The 16,537-nt window shown below is 63.7% G+C and carries 15 protein-coding genes; 4 read left to right on the forward strand and 11 right to left on the reverse strand.

Annotated features, from left to right (window positions below; all coding sequences use genetic code 11):
- Positions 1–810 (forward strand): M90 family metallopeptidase, encoded by an 810-nt coding sequence (locus tag AC2FMD_RS07355; RefSeq protein ID WP_496794860.1) that lies wholly within the window; start codon positions 1–3, stop codon positions 808–810.
- 33 nt (positions 811–843) lie between these two features.
- Here AC2FMD_RS07355 and AC2FMD_RS07360 read toward each other — a convergent pair whose 3' ends face one another.
- The 6 genes from AC2FMD_RS07360 to AC2FMD_RS07385 all read right to left on the reverse strand — a co-directional run bounded on the left by AC2FMD_RS07360 (position 844) and on the right by AC2FMD_RS07385 (position 7,159).
- Positions 844–1,023: a hypothetical protein gene (locus AC2FMD_RS07360; RefSeq protein ID WP_496742955.1), complete on the reverse strand. Its 180-nt coding sequence runs from the start codon at positions 1,021–1,023 to the stop codon at positions 844–846.
- 317 nt (positions 1,024–1,340) lie between these two features.
- Positions 1,341–1,697, reverse strand: a complete 357-nt coding sequence (locus AC2FMD_RS07365) for a DMT family transporter (RefSeq protein WP_496685616.1) — start codon at positions 1,695–1,697, stop codon at positions 1,341–1,343.
- Positions 1,698–1,724: 27 nt separating this feature from the next.
- On the reverse strand, positions 1,725–3,161 hold the full coding sequence (locus tag AC2FMD_RS07370) for a UbiA family prenyltransferase (RefSeq protein WP_496683134.1): 1,437 nt from the start codon (positions 3,159–3,161) through the stop codon (positions 1,725–1,727).
- A gap of 90 nt (positions 3,162–3,251) precedes the next feature.
- Complete coding sequence (locus AC2FMD_RS07375; RefSeq protein WP_496742954.1) at positions 3,252–4,610, reverse strand: nucleotide sugar dehydrogenase; 1,359 nt, start codon at positions 4,608–4,610, stop codon at positions 3,252–3,254.
- 220 nt (positions 4,611–4,830) lie between these two features.
- Positions 4,831–6,006: a glycosyltransferase family 4 protein gene (locus tag AC2FMD_RS07380; protein ID WP_496742953.1), complete on the reverse strand. Its 1,176-nt coding sequence runs from the start codon at positions 6,004–6,006 to the stop codon at positions 4,831–4,833.
- Positions 6,007–6,049: 43 nt separating this feature from the next.
- Positions 6,050–7,159, reverse strand: a complete 1,110-nt coding sequence (locus AC2FMD_RS07385) for an NAD-dependent epimerase/dehydratase family protein (protein WP_496742952.1) — start codon at positions 7,157–7,159, stop codon at positions 6,050–6,052.
- A 227-nt stretch (positions 7,160–7,386) separates the two neighbouring features.
- On the opposite strand from AC2FMD_RS07385, the gene AC2FMD_RS07390 reads away from it, so the two are divergent.
- Positions 7,387–8,439, forward strand: coding sequence for a Gfo/Idh/MocA family protein (locus tag AC2FMD_RS07390; protein WP_496742951.1), 1,053 nt, complete (start codon positions 7,387–7,389; stop codon positions 8,437–8,439).
- Positions 8,440–8,445: 6 nt separating this feature from the next.
- On the opposite strand, the gene AC2FMD_RS07395 is transcribed toward AC2FMD_RS07390, so the two are convergent.
- The gene (locus AC2FMD_RS07395) at positions 8,446–9,384 is read right to left on the reverse strand and encodes a hypothetical protein (RefSeq protein ID WP_496742950.1); all 939 of its coding nucleotides are present in this window, start codon (positions 9,382–9,384) and stop codon (positions 8,446–8,448) included.
- A gap of 14 nt (positions 9,385–9,398) precedes the next feature.
- A complete protein-coding gene (locus AC2FMD_RS07400) occupies positions 9,399–10,292 on the reverse strand; it encodes a glycosyltransferase family 2 protein (RefSeq protein ID WP_496742949.1) in 894 nt (297 codons plus the stop codon).
- Positions 10,293–10,660: 368 nt separating this feature from the next.
- Here AC2FMD_RS07400 and AC2FMD_RS07405 point away from each other — a divergent pair, with 368 nt between their 5' ends.
- Both AC2FMD_RS07405 and AC2FMD_RS07410 read left to right on the forward strand, forming a co-directional pair.
- Complete coding sequence (locus AC2FMD_RS07405) at positions 10,661–11,806, forward strand: glycosyltransferase (protein ID WP_496685632.1); 1,146 nt, start codon at positions 10,661–10,663, stop codon at positions 11,804–11,806.
- Between the two features lie 86 nt (positions 11,807–11,892).
- The gene (locus AC2FMD_RS07410; RefSeq protein ID WP_496727616.1) at positions 11,893–13,161 is read left to right on the forward strand and encodes a glycosyltransferase family 4 protein; all 1,269 of its coding nucleotides are present in this window, start codon (positions 11,893–11,895) and stop codon (positions 13,159–13,161) included.
- Between the two features lie 8 nt (positions 13,162–13,169).
- On the opposite strand, the gene AC2FMD_RS07415 is transcribed toward AC2FMD_RS07410, so the two are convergent.
- From AC2FMD_RS07415 to AC2FMD_RS07425, 3 genes are all read right to left on the reverse strand, one after another.
- Positions 13,170–14,699 carry a GMC oxidoreductase gene (locus tag AC2FMD_RS07415; RefSeq protein WP_496713281.1) on the reverse strand — a complete coding sequence of 510 codons (1,530 nt, stop codon included), beginning with the start codon at positions 14,697–14,699 and terminating at the stop codon, positions 13,170–13,172.
- 34 nt (positions 14,700–14,733) lie between these two features.
- The gene (locus tag AC2FMD_RS07420; protein ID WP_496685640.1) at positions 14,734–15,705 is read right to left on the reverse strand and encodes an NAD-dependent epimerase/dehydratase family protein; all 972 of its coding nucleotides are present in this window, start codon (positions 15,703–15,705) and stop codon (positions 14,734–14,736) included.
- A gap of 85 nt (positions 15,706–15,790) precedes the next feature.
- Positions 15,791–16,534: a polysaccharide deacetylase family protein gene (locus AC2FMD_RS07425; protein ID WP_496713279.1), complete on the reverse strand. Its 744-nt coding sequence runs from the start codon at positions 16,532–16,534 to the stop codon at positions 15,791–15,793.
- Between the last annotated feature and the right edge of the window lie 3 nt (positions 16,535–16,537).

Raw genomic sequence — 16,537 nt, forward strand, 5'->3', positions numbered from 1 at the left:
ATGGTGCTTTTTCTGACCCTTGTTGCGACAATCGCCGGTCTGGTGGCCTGGTATTTCTGGTCGAAGTCCAGGGCCAGGGCCGCGCTGCTGCAAACACCGCTGAGCGATGAAGAGCGGCGGACCATCCACGCGACGGTGCCGATCCTCGAGCGGCTGCCTGCCAAGCTGCGCGCCACTTTGGAAGGCAAGATAAACCTGTTCCTGAACCAGGTCGATTTCATCGGCTGCGACGGGCTTGAGGTCACGGACGAAATGCGCCTGTCGATTGCCGCACAAGCCTGCCTTCTGGTCGTCAACTCGGACCAATGGTATGACAATCTGACGACGGTCCTGATCTATCCCAACGCCTTCAAGTCTCGCCAACAGCGGCACAGCGGCTATGTCGTGACCGAACAAGAGATCATCCGTACCGGCGAAAGCTGGGATCGGGGGCCGGTGATCCTGTCCTGGGCGCACAGCCGGCAGGGCGCGGCAAACGATCATGACGGGCACAACGTCGTGTTCCACGAATTTGCCCATCAGTTGGATGACTTGTCCGGCGGCACCAACGGCGTGCCCGTACTGGCCAAAGAGCAAAGCTATGCCGGGTGGGAGCGTGTTTTTTTGGCGGCCTTCGACGCGCATGTGCAAGCGGTCGAGACGGGCCGGCGCACAGTGATCGACCCCTATGGTGCCACCGGACACGAAGAGTTCTTTGCCGTCACGGTCGAGCTGTTCTTTGAGCGGCCCAAGGCCTTGAAGCAGGTCGAACCTGCATTTTATTCGGAATTGCGCAAGTTCTTTCGCCTTGATCCTGCAAACTGGTCGTAGGATCGCCGGCCCAGATGACTCGGAATGCGGCGATCAGCCGGAAAAGGCGCGGCGCTCATCCGATTGCGTGGTCTTCAGCGCGCGGGTCAAGCAGATTGCGCCCATGCTAACCAGGACAAAGCAAGTTCCGGCGAGCATATAAACCAACAGTGCGGTCAGAACCGAATACCCGGACAACAGGGCGGCCACGGCCAGACCAAGGCTGAATATCATTGCCAATCCGACGATCCCCAACACTGTCCCAGTCCCTCCGGTCATGAGTCGCGACCCGGTTGTGAGAGGACCAAGATGCCCACCACTCAAGCCGCAATTCGATTACGGTTTCAAATCATGGCAAAAGTTTGAACTGCCAAGGGTAAAAATTTGGTTAGCGGTTGCCTGTCTGCACCGATCCCATCACGCGAATCCATGAACTGTTGCGATATGGTACGGTGTGCGCTGCATGCCGGAACAAGTGTTGCAAGGGCAAGGCGTGAGGTGCAAATCGGTTCATTTGTGCAAGGTTTTGCCGATGGTCAACGGGCCGGGTGTCAGGCTTGGTCGACCTGCGACAGCAGCAGAACCCCTGCCATGACCAACCCGATGCCGGCGATTTTCTGAAGGCTCAGCGTTTCCGAAAACAGGACGTAGCCGACGACAAGAATACCAACCATCGCCAGCCCCGTGACGGCCGGATAGGCGATGCTCAACTCGATCCCGCGGATGGCGACGATGAAACTGCCCAGCAGAAGCAGCCCGCTGGCCAGCCCGGCCCACGCCCAAGGAGATGCCACCAAGGCGCGGATGTCAAACGGACCGGACAGCTGTTGAACGGCCAGTTTGAATGACACGTTGGTGCAGATGTTCGCGCAAACCGCAAGCAGCAAAGAAGACCAGTAGAGTGACATGTTCCTTCTCCTCGGTTGTCGGGTCCGTCACAGGCTGAGGTACTTGGCAGCCAGCGTGACCACCACGAAGGCTGCGCCGACCATCAGGCTGATGCGGTCGCGCAGCGCGAACAGAACCGGGTCGTCGGCCACCCGCCCGCGCCGCGCCCCGACCCAGATCCGGTTGCCCCAGTACAGCAGCAGAAGGCACAGCAGCCACAAGATTTCGGGGGTCCGGTAGATGGTCTGGACCTCGGGGCTGTTGATGTACAGCGCCAGAATGACCACCGCCGCGGTGATGTTTGCGACGCCCAGGCTGAACATCGTCTCGCTGTCGGCATGCGAATAGTCCCGGCCATGCACGGTGCTGTCATCGGCGGGGGCCGCGGCCACTTCGACATAGCGTTTCAGATAGCCCAGGCTGACGAAGATGAACATCGAGAAGGCCAGAAACCAGGACGACAGGACGATACCGGTGGCGGCCGAGCCCGCGATCACCCGCAATGTGTACAATGAAGCCAACACCATAACGTCCGCCGTGGCGATCTGCTTGACCCAAAAGGAATAGGCCATGGTGATGGCAAGGTAGGCGATCAGCACCAGGGTGAAATTGACCGGAAGGAAAAAGACCGACAGTCCGAAGGCGACGATCGGCAGGGCGATGGCCCCGACCACGCCCGCCCGCAGCGAAAGGTCGCCCGAGGGCAGGGGACGGAACTGCTTGCTGGTATGCTGGCGGTCGGCCTGCAGATCGACAAGATCGTTCAGGAAATACACGCCCGATGCACAGAGGCTGAAGCAGATGAAGGCCAGCAGCGACGCCAGCACGCTCTCGATCGGCAGGTGCTGCTGTGACGTGAACAGAGGCGCAAAGATCAACGCGTTCTTGGCATATTGATGCGGACGCATCGATTTTAGGAATGCTCTCCAGCCGGGTGGCCGCGAGTTGACGACCATTTCGGCTTTGTCCGCCGCCCGTGCTGCATCCACATCCCGTGCCGGTGCATTCACCAAGATTTCGGTCTTGGCTGCGGCCCAGATCGGACGGTCCGCTGCGGTGTCACCTGCGTAGGTGAAGGGATCCTGTCCGGCCATATTCCGGATCGCGGCCAGTTTTCTGGCGCCTTTCAGGTTGTGCGTTGCGTCGGTGGCCAGGACAGTATCGAAAAGGCCCAGATGCTCGGCCACCGGTTCGGCAAAGGCCTTCGGCGCGGCCGTCGCCAGAACCAGCTGCCGGCCCTGGGCCTTTTGTTGCTTCAAATACGCCAACAGCGCCGTTTCGTAGGGCAGACCGGCCGGGTCGATCCGAACCTGCTGCGCGATGCGGGATTTGGCATAGGCGATGCCGCGAAACAGCCAGAGCACCAGCACAAATATGTTCAACGGGTTCTTCGTCAGAAACTGAACGATGGCCTCGACAAAAAGATCGGTCCTGACCAGCGTGCCATCCAGGTCGACGAAGATTCTTGCGGGCTTTTCACTCATCAACGGGTTCTTCTTTCGGTCCGGGCATCCTTGAAAGCGAACCTTGCCGACCTGCCGGACCTTCGCCCGGCAGGGCCGCCACACGCGGTCTCAAAGCTTCACCAGGCGGCCACCGGCCACCTCAATTCCTTTCTTTGCAAAGACGTTGCGCGTGTCGAATATCATCGCGGCTTCGCGCGCCACCAGCGCATAGTCGGGCGCGCTGTGGTCGGTAATCACCGCCACCGCGCCATAGCGTTTCAGGTTTTCCGCCGTCAGAGGCATCGATTCTCGCCCGGCCAGATCCGGGAACTCGCCCCCTTCCGGCAGGCTGGGGAAGAACGGATCATGGTAATCGACCCGCGCGCCCAGCTTCTCCAGCTCTTGCAGCAGCACCAGCGCGGGGCTGCGGCGGGTATCCTCGACGTCGCGCTTGTAGGCGATGCCCATCAGCAGGATGCGTTGGCCGGCCAGAGGTTGGTCGGTGTCGGCCCCATCCGGCGCCAGCCGGTCGGCCATCCGGCGGGCCAGCGCGCTTGGGACGGCATCGTTGCTGGACCGGGCCAGGTTGATGATCGGCGTGTCGGATCCGGCATCGGCCGCGCGCCAGGCCAGATAGGCCGGCGAGACCGGGATGCAGGCGCCGCCGATCCCCGGACCGGGATAGAAGGGCATGAACCCGAAGGGCTTGGTGGCGGCGGCGTCGATCACTTCCCATACATCCACGCCCATTGCGTCCAATGCGGTCTTGAGTTCGTTCACGAGCGCGATGTTCACCGTCCGAAAGCTGTTTTCCACCAGCTTGACTGCCTCGGCGGTGGCGGCCGAACTGACCGGAACCGCGCGTGTCACAATGGCGCGATAGAACTCCTCGATCAGTTGCAGCGACAGCGGATCGTCGGCGCCGACAACCTTGGGAATGTTGTGGGTGTCGAACTTGTCATTGCCGGGGTCTTCGCGCTCGGGCGAGAAGCCCAGAAAGAAATCGACCCCCGCGCGCAGGCCGCGCGCTTCTAGCAGCGGCTGCACCAGCGTCGTGGTGGCGCCCGGCCAGACGCTGCTTTCCAATACCACCAGCTGTCCGGGCCGCAGATGCTGTGCGATGGTCTCGGCGGCGGCTGCGACAAAGCGCATGTCCGGGTCCTGGCTGTCGGTCAGCGGCGTGGGGACGCAGATCAGGATGATGTCGGCCTCGGTCAGGGCTGCCGCGTCCTGCGTTGCCCGGAACCGTCCGCTGTCCACGGCTTTGGCGATTCGGTCTGGTGCGAGGTACGAGATGACCTGCGCACCTTGATTGATCCGCGCGACCCGCTGCGGGTTCAGGTCGATTCCGGTGGTGTCAAAGCCTTTGTCATGGGCGGTCAGCGCCAGAGGGAGGCCGACATAGCCCAGCCCGACCACGGCGACCCGCGCCTCGCGCGCGGCGATGCGCTGTCTGAGGGCCTGGTGATGTGAGGTTTCGAGATTCATGATGTACCCTGATCATACAAACTGGAACTGAAATCAATTGCCGTCTTGGACCTAAACAAACCGCCCTCAACCACCGATACGGAGGATCGGGGCCGAATCCAATAAAATAGTCTCGCCCGGGCAGGGCGCAGATTGAATGTTTCCAAATAGGGCGCAATGGCACCTATTGCCGTGGACTGTACTGTGACAGCTTGCGCAGTCGGACGATGCTGCAATTTTCCTATTTCCCACCCAGCGCCCGCTGAAACGACTGTTCGGCCATGGCCGCGCCCTTGTCCCACCCGAACCCTGACGCCCGGGCCAGCGCCTTGTTCGACAGGTCGTGTCGCAGGCCCGGATCGGACAGCAGGCGGATGGCCTGGTCTGCCAGCGCCCGGCTGGATGTCGGGTCGAAATACAGCCCGCCATCGCCGACCACCTCGGGCAGGCTGCCGCGATCCGAGGACAGGACGGGCGTTCCGCAGGACATCGCCTCGAGCGCAGGCAGGCCGAAACCCTCCCACAGCGAGGGAAATACCAGCGCGTCGGCGGCGTTCAGCAAGGCGGCCAGTTGGGTGTCGTCGATCTCTCCGGTAAACAGGATGTTTTCGGAACACGCGGCATTCGCGGCTGCACTGGCCTTGAGGTCTGCGATGTTGTCCCAGAACCGGGCCCCGGTCGTGCGCCCGACGATGGCCAACCGCGTGTCGGGAAACGTGGCGACGATGCGCGGCATTGCCTCGATCAGGCGCAGCACGTTCTTGTGCCGGTTGAACCCGCCTACATAGACCAGAAGCGGCGCGTCCGGCGGGATGCCATGGCTTTGCCGGACACGGTCCAGCTGCAACTGGTCCCGGGCGGGGGCAAAGATCGGCTCGGCCCCTTCGGTGATCGTGTCGATCTTGCCGCGGGGAATGCGCAGGATGGCCGCCAGATCGGTTGCCGAGGCCTCGGAGATCGTCATCACCCGCGTCGCCTGTTTTTTGGCCAGCCAGCATTTGGCCTGCCACAGGCGGAAGTTCAGCTTTCGGGGAAAGATCAGGTCGGGAAACCGCTCGGGGATCGTGTCGTGAAAGCACACCACGCTGGGTCGCCGCGCAAGCAGGGGAAAATAGGAATAAACCGCCGGATAGAAGAACAGGTCGCACTGAATCTGCCTAGCGGCCCGCGCCATCGTCATCAGGTCGGCGCCTTTGCGGGCCCGCGCGCCTGATGAGGCCTCGGACATCGAAGCCCCGGACCCGGCGACCCGTATCTCGACCCCGTCCGGCACCACGCGCGTGGGGGGTTGATCGAACAGCAGCGTGTACCGGTACCCCGTGTCCCGGCTGACCAGCGCGTGGATCAGGTTGCGGGTAAAGCGGCCAAACCCGCGTTCGTTTTCCCACGATGTTGCGTCAACGGCGATATGTGTCAAAACCCATGAACCTCGAAACAAGAAACACTGAAAAAACCGTCAATTACGGGGCGCCGTGGCGGGATTGAAGATAGGTGCGTGTGGCGTCGAGCCCGGCGGGCAAATCGTATTCAGGCCGATAGCCCAGGCGCGCGCGGGCGAGGTCGATCCGGCAGACCCCATGTGCCGCGAACAGTTCGAGCATGGCGTGGTCGGGAAAGACCTCGGCCGGACCGGGCAAGCGGCGCTTCAACTCGTGAACCATGGTTTCGAACTTCTCGCGACCGATCAGGCTGCGGGCGGCGGCGCTGACGCGCGCGGCCAGAGCTGGCCGGTCGGGCGGGGCGTCCTCCGATGGCGCGGGCAGCCGGGCCTGCAGCGCGGCCAGTGGGGAATGGCGCACCTGACCCCGCCCGATGATCCGGGCATAGCCAAGCAGCAGGTCCGACCAGGCGAAAGGTGCCGCGCCGGAAATGATGAAACGCTCGCGGTCCAGATCCGGCAGGATCGCCGCGCGCAACAGAGCCTGCACCAGATCATCGACGAATACCCCGTTGCAGACACCTTCGGGATCGGGCAGGACCACCGTTCCACGCGCCAGCCAGTCGGCCAGCTGGTCGGTCCACATCCGGCTGTGCGGGCCATAGACCAGCGTCGGCTGCAGGATCGCCGCGGGGCAGTTCCCTTGCATCAAGGCCTGCTCCATGGCCTGCTTGGCCTGCCGATAGGCCGACCCGCCCGGCCTTTGCATGGGGCTGTTTTCATCCAGATCCTGATGTGGCCAGCCGTCATGCACGACGATCGAGCTGACATGGACGATCCGGCCGACGCCCGCAGTTTCGGCGGCGGATCTGAGCACCTCGAAATCCGCAAGGTTTTGGGTTGCGGGTGCGCGCATGTCATACGCGAGGTGAAACAGCACCTGATGGCCGCGCAAGGCGGCCTGCATCAGAGGTCGGTCAGACAGGGCGCCCACCTCGACCCGGACCCCGAGCGCGGCAAGATCGCGCGTGCCGTGCCGGGTTCTGAGCAAAGCGGTGACGTTTGCCCCGGCCTGGGTCAGCTGTTCCAGCAGCCGCCGACCGACGAACCCCGTGGCACCGGTGACAAAGACCGGGCGGCCTGCAAGGTCCTGCCATTGGGCTTGGTTCCCGGTGTGGGTCCGATCCGTCAAAACTCGATCCAAAGCAACATGTTGTCCGAGGTCAGCCTAGCGCAACGCGCTGGCCTGTGCTACTGCGCAGGAAAGGAATGTTGGATTGGAGCGCGGGTTTTGCGCCGGGCCACCGCCGGATCCGCGATTGAAGGACCGAGCACCGTAAGGGGCCGTTCCCAAGGTTGATTGTCGTGTGCGCCGGACCGGTGCGGTCGGGCGAAAGTATTGAGTGAAGGAGTTGTTTCATGCGTATCGGGGTTGTCGGCGGGGCCGGGAAAATCGGGAAATTGCGGGTCGAGACCATCCAGGAGTACCCGGACACGACGCTGGCGGCCGTCATGGATCTGTCGGAAGAGGGTGCCCGGGCCGTAGCCGGTGGGGCGCCGGTCTTCACCGACCTGGACCGGTTTCTGGACACCGATATGGATGCCGTCGTGGTCTCGACACCGCCGCACCTGCACGAGGCCCCCTGCCTGGGCGCGCTTGCGCGGGGGCGGCATGTGCTGGTCGAGAAACCGATGGCCAACTCGGTCGAGACCTGCCGCCGAATCCTGAAGGCGGCCGCAGCCGCGAACCGGGTCGTCGCGACCGGGTTCAACATGCGGTACTACCCGGCCTTCGCCTATGTAAAGGACGCCGTAACCAGCGGCCAGATCGGAACGCTGACCCATGTGCGGGCCTTCGGCGGCCATGACGGGCTAGCCCATTTCGCCCACGATTGGGAATACCGGACCCCGCTGGCGGGCGGCGGCGCGATGTGGGACATCGGGATTCACCTGACCGACCTGGTGCGGCATCTGCTGGGCGAGGTTACGTCGGTCTATGGCGTGGCTAGCGAGTCCGTTTGGAACTTGGCGGGGTCCGAGGACAATGCCATGGCGATCTTCCGCAATCCCGACGGGCTGGCCGCGATCTATCAGGCCACATGGGATGAATGGCGTGGATACGACTTTGTCATCGAGGCACATGGAACCCACGGGCTGGTGCGCGGGGCCTATGCGCCGATGAAGAACGTGCTGGTGACCCTGCCGGAACCGGGCGGAAAACCGGTCACGACCACCCGGCACTATTTCGACATCGCGGTCCGGGAAAAGCTGCGGTCGTGGAAATCGACGGCCAAGCTATCCTTCGCCGAGGAACTAAGGGATTTCCTGAAACTGTGCGACGGGGACCTGAGCGTCCGGATTGCCGACGGGAATGCCGGTCTGCGCGCGATCGAGATTGCCTTGGCGGTGGCCGAGAGCAGCCGCGCCAACGCGCCGGTCGAGTTGCCCCGCTTGCTGCCCGAGCGTCCTTGACCGGGATCAGGCGTGGGCGGGTTCCGGCCCCTGCACATAGCCTGCAAGCTCGCCCAACGCCCACATCGTGACGATCAGAAAGATCAGGGGGGATGCTTTCCAGAAGTCGCGCAGATGTATCCGTTTCTTCCGCTGGGTTGAATAGTGCCGCGCAAACAGAACGAAGGGCAGCAAGGGGGTCACAGCGGCGCGAAAGACACGCTTGGCGGCCGAAATCTCGCCGGAATGTATCCGCGCGTATTTTCGCCCCCAATGAAACCACTCGACCGCCAGCTGATGTGTCGGGATGCGTGGCCGGAATTGCGTTGTGCGGGGGTGTTCTGACAGGACCAGCTTGTGACCAGCCGCCTGTAATGCCGCGTGGATCGAGGGTTCGTAGAACCGCTCTTTGTAGAGGGCCTGCAATTCACGCAGGGTATCGGCCCGGTAGCAGACGTTTGTTGCCGACAGAAAATCGGCCTCGGAGGTCGGTATCGGCGGCATGTAGCGGCTGAAGTCACAGATGTGAACCGCCCAATTCCACGCCGTGTCATGGCCGTTGTCCACGCATCCCCCCACTGCGGCCGCGCCGGTTTGCCGTTGCAGGTCGATGGCGGAGGCCACCCAGTCTTCCCGCGGGATGCCCCGGTCTTCGACCATGCCGATCAACCGGCCGCGCGCGGCCTTGACGCCCTCGGCGCGGCGAATGTCCCAGAACCGGTGCAGTTCGAGCGCGTTGCGCGGCACCTGGCCCCGGGCGACCACGCCCAGATCCAGAAACCGGAACTCGGGGAAATCGGTCTGCAGGTCGGCGGCTTCGCGCGATAGCTGGTCGTAGGGAATGATGACTTCGAACTGATGCGTGCCTGACTGGTTCCGCAGTGCGTTCAGACAGTTGCGCAGCGCAGCGCCTCCATCGACGATGGCGACGATCACGGACAATTCGGGTCGGGTCGGATCGGACATCGGCCGCTATCCCGCTAGCGGACCTTGGAAAGGGACTGTCCGGCCCCGAACCAGTAACCCGAAATCTCACCCGCCCCCCAGGACAGCGCAAAAGGCACCAGAAGCGGCAGCGACCGAAGCAGCTGTGGCACATGCCTCTTCTTTGACAGGATGTTGCGGACCACCCGCGCAAAGACGACCGGCGGCAGGGCAAAGGCCAAACAACCCATCAGAGCGCGTTTCGTCGCGGGTTCGCCGCGGACCCGCGCCCCGGCGAAGCTTTTGGAGTAGAGATATCGCTGTGCCATATACAGCCCGAAGGTGTAGTGCATCTTGTGGCCGGCGACGATGTCGTTGCGCATGACCAGTTTCGCGCCTGCTTGGCGCATGTAATCATGTAGATGGTTTTCCCATTTGCCGTCGTCCAGCACCGCGTCGCATTTGCTCAGCACGTCGCGTCGATACACGGTGTTGTTGCCGGGCAGCCAATCACACGGTCCGTCGGCCAGCGGCGGCAGGACCGCGCTGTATTCACACAGGAACGCCGCCCAATCGATCAGCGAGTCGGTCGCCTCGTTGTCGACCGGCCCGGCAACCGCATCCGCGCCGGCGGCGATCTCTTCCAGCATCCGGGCCGTCCAATCCGGCGGGACGATGACGTGATCCTCGATCACGCCGACCGCATCCGCAGAGGCCGTCCGGATGCCAACTGCCCGCATCTGCGGGATCGTGGCTTCGGCGCCCACCGAGATGACATGAACGTCGGGAAATTCGGCCTGGACCTTCTGGGCAAAGCCGCAGCCCAGACGCTCGACCGCCAGGACCTCGGGTTTGGGGCCGGTCTGGTTGCGCAGCGCGGTCATGCAGCCTTGAAAATCGGAATAGGAATTGACGCAGGGTATGACGACCGAAATCTGATGTGGTTTCATGACTAAATCTCCAATCCTGATCGTAATGCAAAACCGGTCGTCTGCGCGCCCATAATCCGAAATATTGAATTTGAACGTGCTTGAACACAGCGATCAAAGGTCGGCTGGCCAACTGTCAAAAAAATTTGCCCATTGATTCAAAGGTGACCGGATTGTGGCATCAGTGGCAACAGTCCTGATTTGGGCTTCGCGGGCGAAACCGGCTTGGCCAATCCGTGCGGGGGCATGGATTTGGCCATCCGCCCTGATCTGACCCAGTCTGGGCCGCTGCGTTTTCAGCGGCCAGTCGTACAAAGGGCGCTGATATGCGTGGCGTCGCACAAGTGCTCTTGTTACACCTTCACTACCGAATGCAGTTGGAATGAACCATGCAGACAGAACCCGGAACGGATGTCCGCCAGCCCCTGCGCATCGCGCAGATGTGTACCGATTTCGGAATGGGCGGAATAGCACGCCATGCGCTGGACCTGAGCACTTGGCTGACGGGTCGCGGGCATGAAATCTATCTGGCCGGCAGCCCCGGAAACTGGGCGAACGAACAACTGAGCGATCGATTTCTGTCGGTTCCGACGCGCGGTGTTGCGGCGGATGGCGGGTCGGTTCTGCGGCGACTGTCAAACGCGGGGCGGGGCGCGCAGTCGCTGCGTCGTTGGTTGCGCGAGGCGAACGTCGACGTGATCCATGCGCATGAATCCGCTCCGGCCCTGGTGGCATTGCTGGCGCGGATGGGTCTGAACATTCCACTGGTCGTGACCTATCACGGCTCGGACCCCGACCGGATCAGGGGGTTCGGCGCCATTGCGCGCCATGCCGACCTGATCGTCACGCCCAGCCACCGCGCCGCCGAGGACCTTGTGGCGATCGGGGGTATTTCCAAGGGCAAGCTGCGGGTGATCGGCCTCGGGATCAAGCCGCCCCCCGTAGACCTGCCGGAAGACGTGGCCGCGTTGCGTGACCACCTGTTGCGCGGGGGCACGCGCCTGGTCGTGACCATCGCCCGGGTGGCGCATCAGAAAGGGATCGACATTCTGATCGAGTGTGTGGCGCGCCTGAAGGGCAGCCATCCCGAATACCGCTTCGTCGTGGTCGGCGATGGGCCGCTGGATCGCGAGATGCAGGCGTTGGCCACGGATCGCGGCCTGGACGGGTATCTGCAGTTCGTGGGGCGGACGGATGTTCCGTACCGGTATCTGCGGGCGGCGGATCTGATGCTTTTGACCTCGCGGTGGGAGGCCCTTCCGATCTCGATTGCCGAGTCGCTGCAGACCGGCACACCGATCGTCGCGACGGATTGTTCCGGGGTGCACGAACTGGTCGACGACACGGTCGGGGCCTGCGTTCCCATCGGTGATGTCGCGGCGATCATACAGGCGGTGACAGAGGTGCTGGAAGATGATGCGAAACGCGCGGCCATGGCGGCAAACGCGTTTCAGAGATCGAAAGCGTCCCGCTTTGACCCCGACCATATCAACCGGCAGATCGAAAGCCTGTATCTTGGGCTGCAGGAGCGGTAGGCCCGGTCGGTGGCGACTTGTGCCTTTCGATCGGGGCGGGGATCGTGTTCCATGCCCCGAAAGTGTTGGTTCTTGAGTATTGTGACATGCGTTCGTTGAAAATCCTGATGTTCACTACCTTCTATCCGCCCTATTCCTTCGGTGGCGACGCGGTGGGCATCCAGCGCATGGCACGGGCGCTTGTCGCGCGCGGGCATGACGTGACCGTGGTGCATGACGAGGACAGCTATCTGATCCTCGGCGGCAAGCCCCAACCCGAAGGCGACCCGGACGGAGTGCGCCGGATCGGACTGCGCAGTCGCTATGGCATGCTGTCGAACCTTCTGACCCAGCAGACCGGCCGCCCGGTGGTGCACGCGGGCCGCATTCGTCAGTTTCTGGACCAGCAGCAGCCGGATATCATCTGGCACAACAACACCTCGCTCATCGGAGGGCCGGGCCTGTTGCCGATGGGATCGGGCCTGAAGATCTATGAGGCGCATGAACACTGGCTGGTGTGTCCCACCCATGTCCTGTGGCGCCATGGGCGTGAGCTGTGCGACAAACGCCAGTGCCTGCGCTGTGTCCTCAGCTACCGGCGCCCACCACAGCTGTGGCGGTATACCGGGGCGCTGGACCGCGCCTTGGACCACATGGACCTGATCGTCGCAAAAAGCGAATTCAGCCGCGCCAAGCATCGCGAATTCGGGCTGCGCCACGACATGCAGGTGCTGCCGTATTTCCTGCCCGACCTGCACCCATCGGCGCTGCCCGAACCGGCCGTGCATGACCGCCCTTATTTTCTGTTCGTCGGTCGCCTGGAAAAGATCAAGGGCTTGCAGGACGTGTTCCCTGCCTTTGACCGATACCCCGATGCCGACCTGCTGATCCTGGGCGACGGCGACTATGCGCCCGATCTGAAACGACAGGCCGCGGGCAACCCGCGGATCCGGTTCCTGGGCCGCAAGACGCTGGATGAGCTCAATGCCTATTACCGGGGGGCGATCGGTCTGATCGTGCCCTCGGTGTGCTATGAAACCTTCGGCATCATCCTGATCGAGAGCTTCCGACTGGGAACGCCGGTGATTGCCCGGCGTCTGGGCCCCTTTCCTGAAATCGTCGAGCGGGCCGGAGGTGGGGCGCTGTTCGACACGCAAGAGGATCTGATCGCTGCCATGCGTGAACTGCAGCACGAGCCGGGGCGGCGCGACAGCCAGGGCCGTGCCGCGCGCGCCGCGTTTCTGGAAATCTGGCACGAAGACAAGGTTCTGGCCGCCTATGGTGCCGCACTGGCCCGCGCCGCGTACGGCAAGGGCGACCGGGTGCTGGCCGCCGCGCTCGAGGCCGGAGCATTTGAGACCGGCGCGCAGGCCTGACCGTCGGATCAGGGCGCACAGGACCCGATCCGGTGGGCGTTCGCCATGACCGAAAAGGTGATGGTCGTCGCTGAAATGCTGGGAAAGACCGAGGCATCGACGAGATGCACACGCGACAGACCGCGGGGCCGTCCCAGCGTATCCGCCTGCCCGGCTTCGGGCAGCTTGGCCATGGGCATCGACCCGCCGACGTGAAAGCTGGACCCCACGGCCCCCTGACGGCGGGCAAAGCCAAGCGGCAGCAACCCGGCCAGCCTCAGAACCTCCGCGATGCGCGCGGCGGCCTTGCCGGACACGGCGTCGGTTTCGTCATTGCCCGTTACCGTCGGGACAAGCCGCCCGTCCGAGGCAAGAGTCAGTCCGATCCGAGCCGAATGCGCCGAGTGCAGAAACACCTGGGCCACGATCAGCCGCCGCGCCAGCATGCGCCACAACGGCCCCGAGCCGGGAAGCCGGGCGCCGTAGTTGCGGATCAGGTCATGGGCGAAGAATTCGTTCCAGGTGTACAGTTGCGAATGGACCATATGGGGCGAGACGGCCGCGTCGTCCAGCTCGACGAAGATCTGCGGCAAAGTATGGAAGGGTCCGGCATCCGGGCGGCGGGGCAGGTGCCATCGGTGCAGACTGGGCAGAAAGAAATGCTGACTGTCCAGCAGGCGCAGGCTGGCGTCGGGAGCCGGAGAGGACAGCAGCAGAATACGCGCGGTCTCGAGCACCCCGGCAGCGATGAAGACGCGGTCGGCCTGAATGGTCTCGCCCCCGTCGAGCGTGACCGTGACCGCATCGCCCTGTTCCTGAAACCGGTTCGCCAGCCCGATCCGGTACCGAAAGGCCGAATGGTGGCGCAGCCCCTCAAGCGTATGCGCGGCCGAATAGATCAGCCCCCAAGGACAACCATGCAGACACTGACCGCAATACCGGCACCCGGTCTCGACCGCCAGCCGCGACGCCCCGGCCCGGACACCCAGTTGGGCCAGATCGTCTTTTCGCAGTGTCAGCCTGTCGAGCACGCGTTGGGCCTGTACCGAGGGGCTCAGCGGGGTTCTCTCGTGCATCGAAAAGGCCGGAAACAGGTCTTGCAGGGCGTCAGTCTGCCCGCTGATGGGCATGAAGGTGGCGACGGCGCGGTAATGGGGTGCCAGATCCTGATCGGTGATCGGCCAATCCTGCATGTCGGCCGCCCGGTTGGGCAGAACGGCAGAGCCCCACAGGTTCGACAGCCCGCCAGCCGCGTGCGACGCCCGCAAGGCGACCGCGTCGGGATCGGTCAGCGTCATCGCGCCGGGTTCCATGGCGAAATCGGACCCAAACCGGCGAACCTGTCCCGCCGGGGTGTCGAATTGCGGGGCCTGCCAGGCCCGCCGGTCCTGCGGCGACCAGCTTTCGGGGTCGGTGGCGGCCAGACGGCCGCGCAGAGCCATCGCCGGCTCGTCGGGTCTGCGCCCGCCATCCAGCATCAAAACCCGGCGACCCCGGTCCAGAAGGGCCGAGGCGACCGACACGCCCGCCGGTCCGGATCCGATCACCAGATCGGTCACGGCGCGCGGCCCGCCCGGATCGCGACGGGGACGGTCATGTCGTCACTTGTCCCTGCATCTCGGCCACGATGTCGTCGATGATCTGCTGCAGCGTTCGCATCGGCCGGAACCCGGTCACGCGTTCAAGTTTGGTGACGTCCGGCAGCCGCCGCTGCATGTCCTCGAACCCGTCGGGATAGACCGTGTCATAGGGCACATGGCGGATCTCCGATCGGGATCCGGTCGTTCGGATGACCTGCTCGGCCAGCCTGCGGATCGTGACCTCCTGGTCGGTGCCGACATTGAAGACGTCTCCGCGGGCCTCGGGCAGGTGCATCAGGCGGCACATCGCCTCGACCACGTCGGCCACATGCCCGAAACAGCGCGACTGGTCGCCGGTTCCGTGTACCATCAGGGGGGCGCCGTCCAGCGCGGCCCGCACGAAATTGGGCAGAACCATTCCATAGCGCCCGGTCTGCCGCGGACCGGTCGTGTTGAAGAATCGCAACACCGTGACCGGCAGCCCGGATTCACGTGCATGCGCCAGGGCCAGGAATTCATCCAGAGTCTTTGCGCAGGCATAGGACCAGCGCAGATTGCGGGTGGCGCCGATGGTCAGGTCGTCCTCTTCCTGGAACGGAAACTTGGTGCTTTTGCCATAGACCTCGGAACTGGATGCGATGAAGGTATGGGTCTTGTCGGTCAGCGCCGCATCCAGCACGTTTTCGGTGCCGGCAACATTGGTCAGGATCGACCGGCTGGGTTCGTCCATGATCAGTTTGACGCCGACCGCTGCCGCCAAGTGAAACACCACATCGGCCGGGCGCACCAGATCTGCAACCAGCTGCCGATCCAGAATGCTGCCCTCGACGAAGGAAAAATCGGCGTGGTCCGCCACCCCGGCCAGATTGGACATCAGCCCGGTCGACAGATCGTCGAGAACGGTCACCCGATGTCCTTCGCCGATCAGCCGTTCGGTCAGATGAGACCCTATGAACCCGGCGCCGCCGGTAATCAGAATGTGCATGTGTTCGTACCAGTCACTTACCAAGAACCAAATTCAACCTCTGCCGACCCGCGCTGATAAACCCGGCGCCGGCCGTCTTTGAAATTTACCACGGCTTTCCCCGAACCCGCGCCCGTAACCCGCGCAGGGCCTTGCGGACGGTCAGATAGGGGCCGCCGCGCCCCGCCAGATGCGCCCGCCACCGGGCGATGTCGGTGAAGTAATACATCTCGAGCCGGGGCAGATTGTGGATGTCATCCCCCGATCGGGCCACGCCCAGCCGGGTTCCGACCGCGCTATCATACCGCCGGGCGATCATTTGGCGGACGGTGGGGTTCGAGGCGCCGTAGGGCGGTGCGAAATGCCGGATCGGGCGGTGCAAGCGGGCCGAGATTTCAGCCCCGCTGGCCTCTATTTCGTGTTGGGCTGCCCCGGCGTCCAGTGCCGTCAGGTCCGGATGACTGATGCTGTGGGCGCCGAACTCCACGCCCTGATCGGCCAGGCTTTCGATCTGGTCCCATCGCATCAGCGGCCGGGGCGGGACATGCCCGCCGGCCCAGGAATCGGTGCCGCCGATCCGGCCCGAAGGCAGATAGACGATGGGCTGAAACCCATGGTCGCGCAGGATCGGCCAGGCGGTGTCGGCGAAATCGGCGAACCCGTCGTCAAAGGTTATGACGACCACGCGCGGGGCAGGGGGGGCGGCTAGGGCGTCAGGCGTCACCACCGGCAGGCCCGAGTCGGCCAGCGCCCGCATCTGTTCGGCAAAGATACGCGGCGCGATTGACGTCGGTCCGGGCGCGTCCGAAATCGCGTGATACATCAGGATATCGGCCTGCCAGTCGGACATGGC

The organism is Ruegeria sp. BHSC276 (assembly GCF_059612945.1).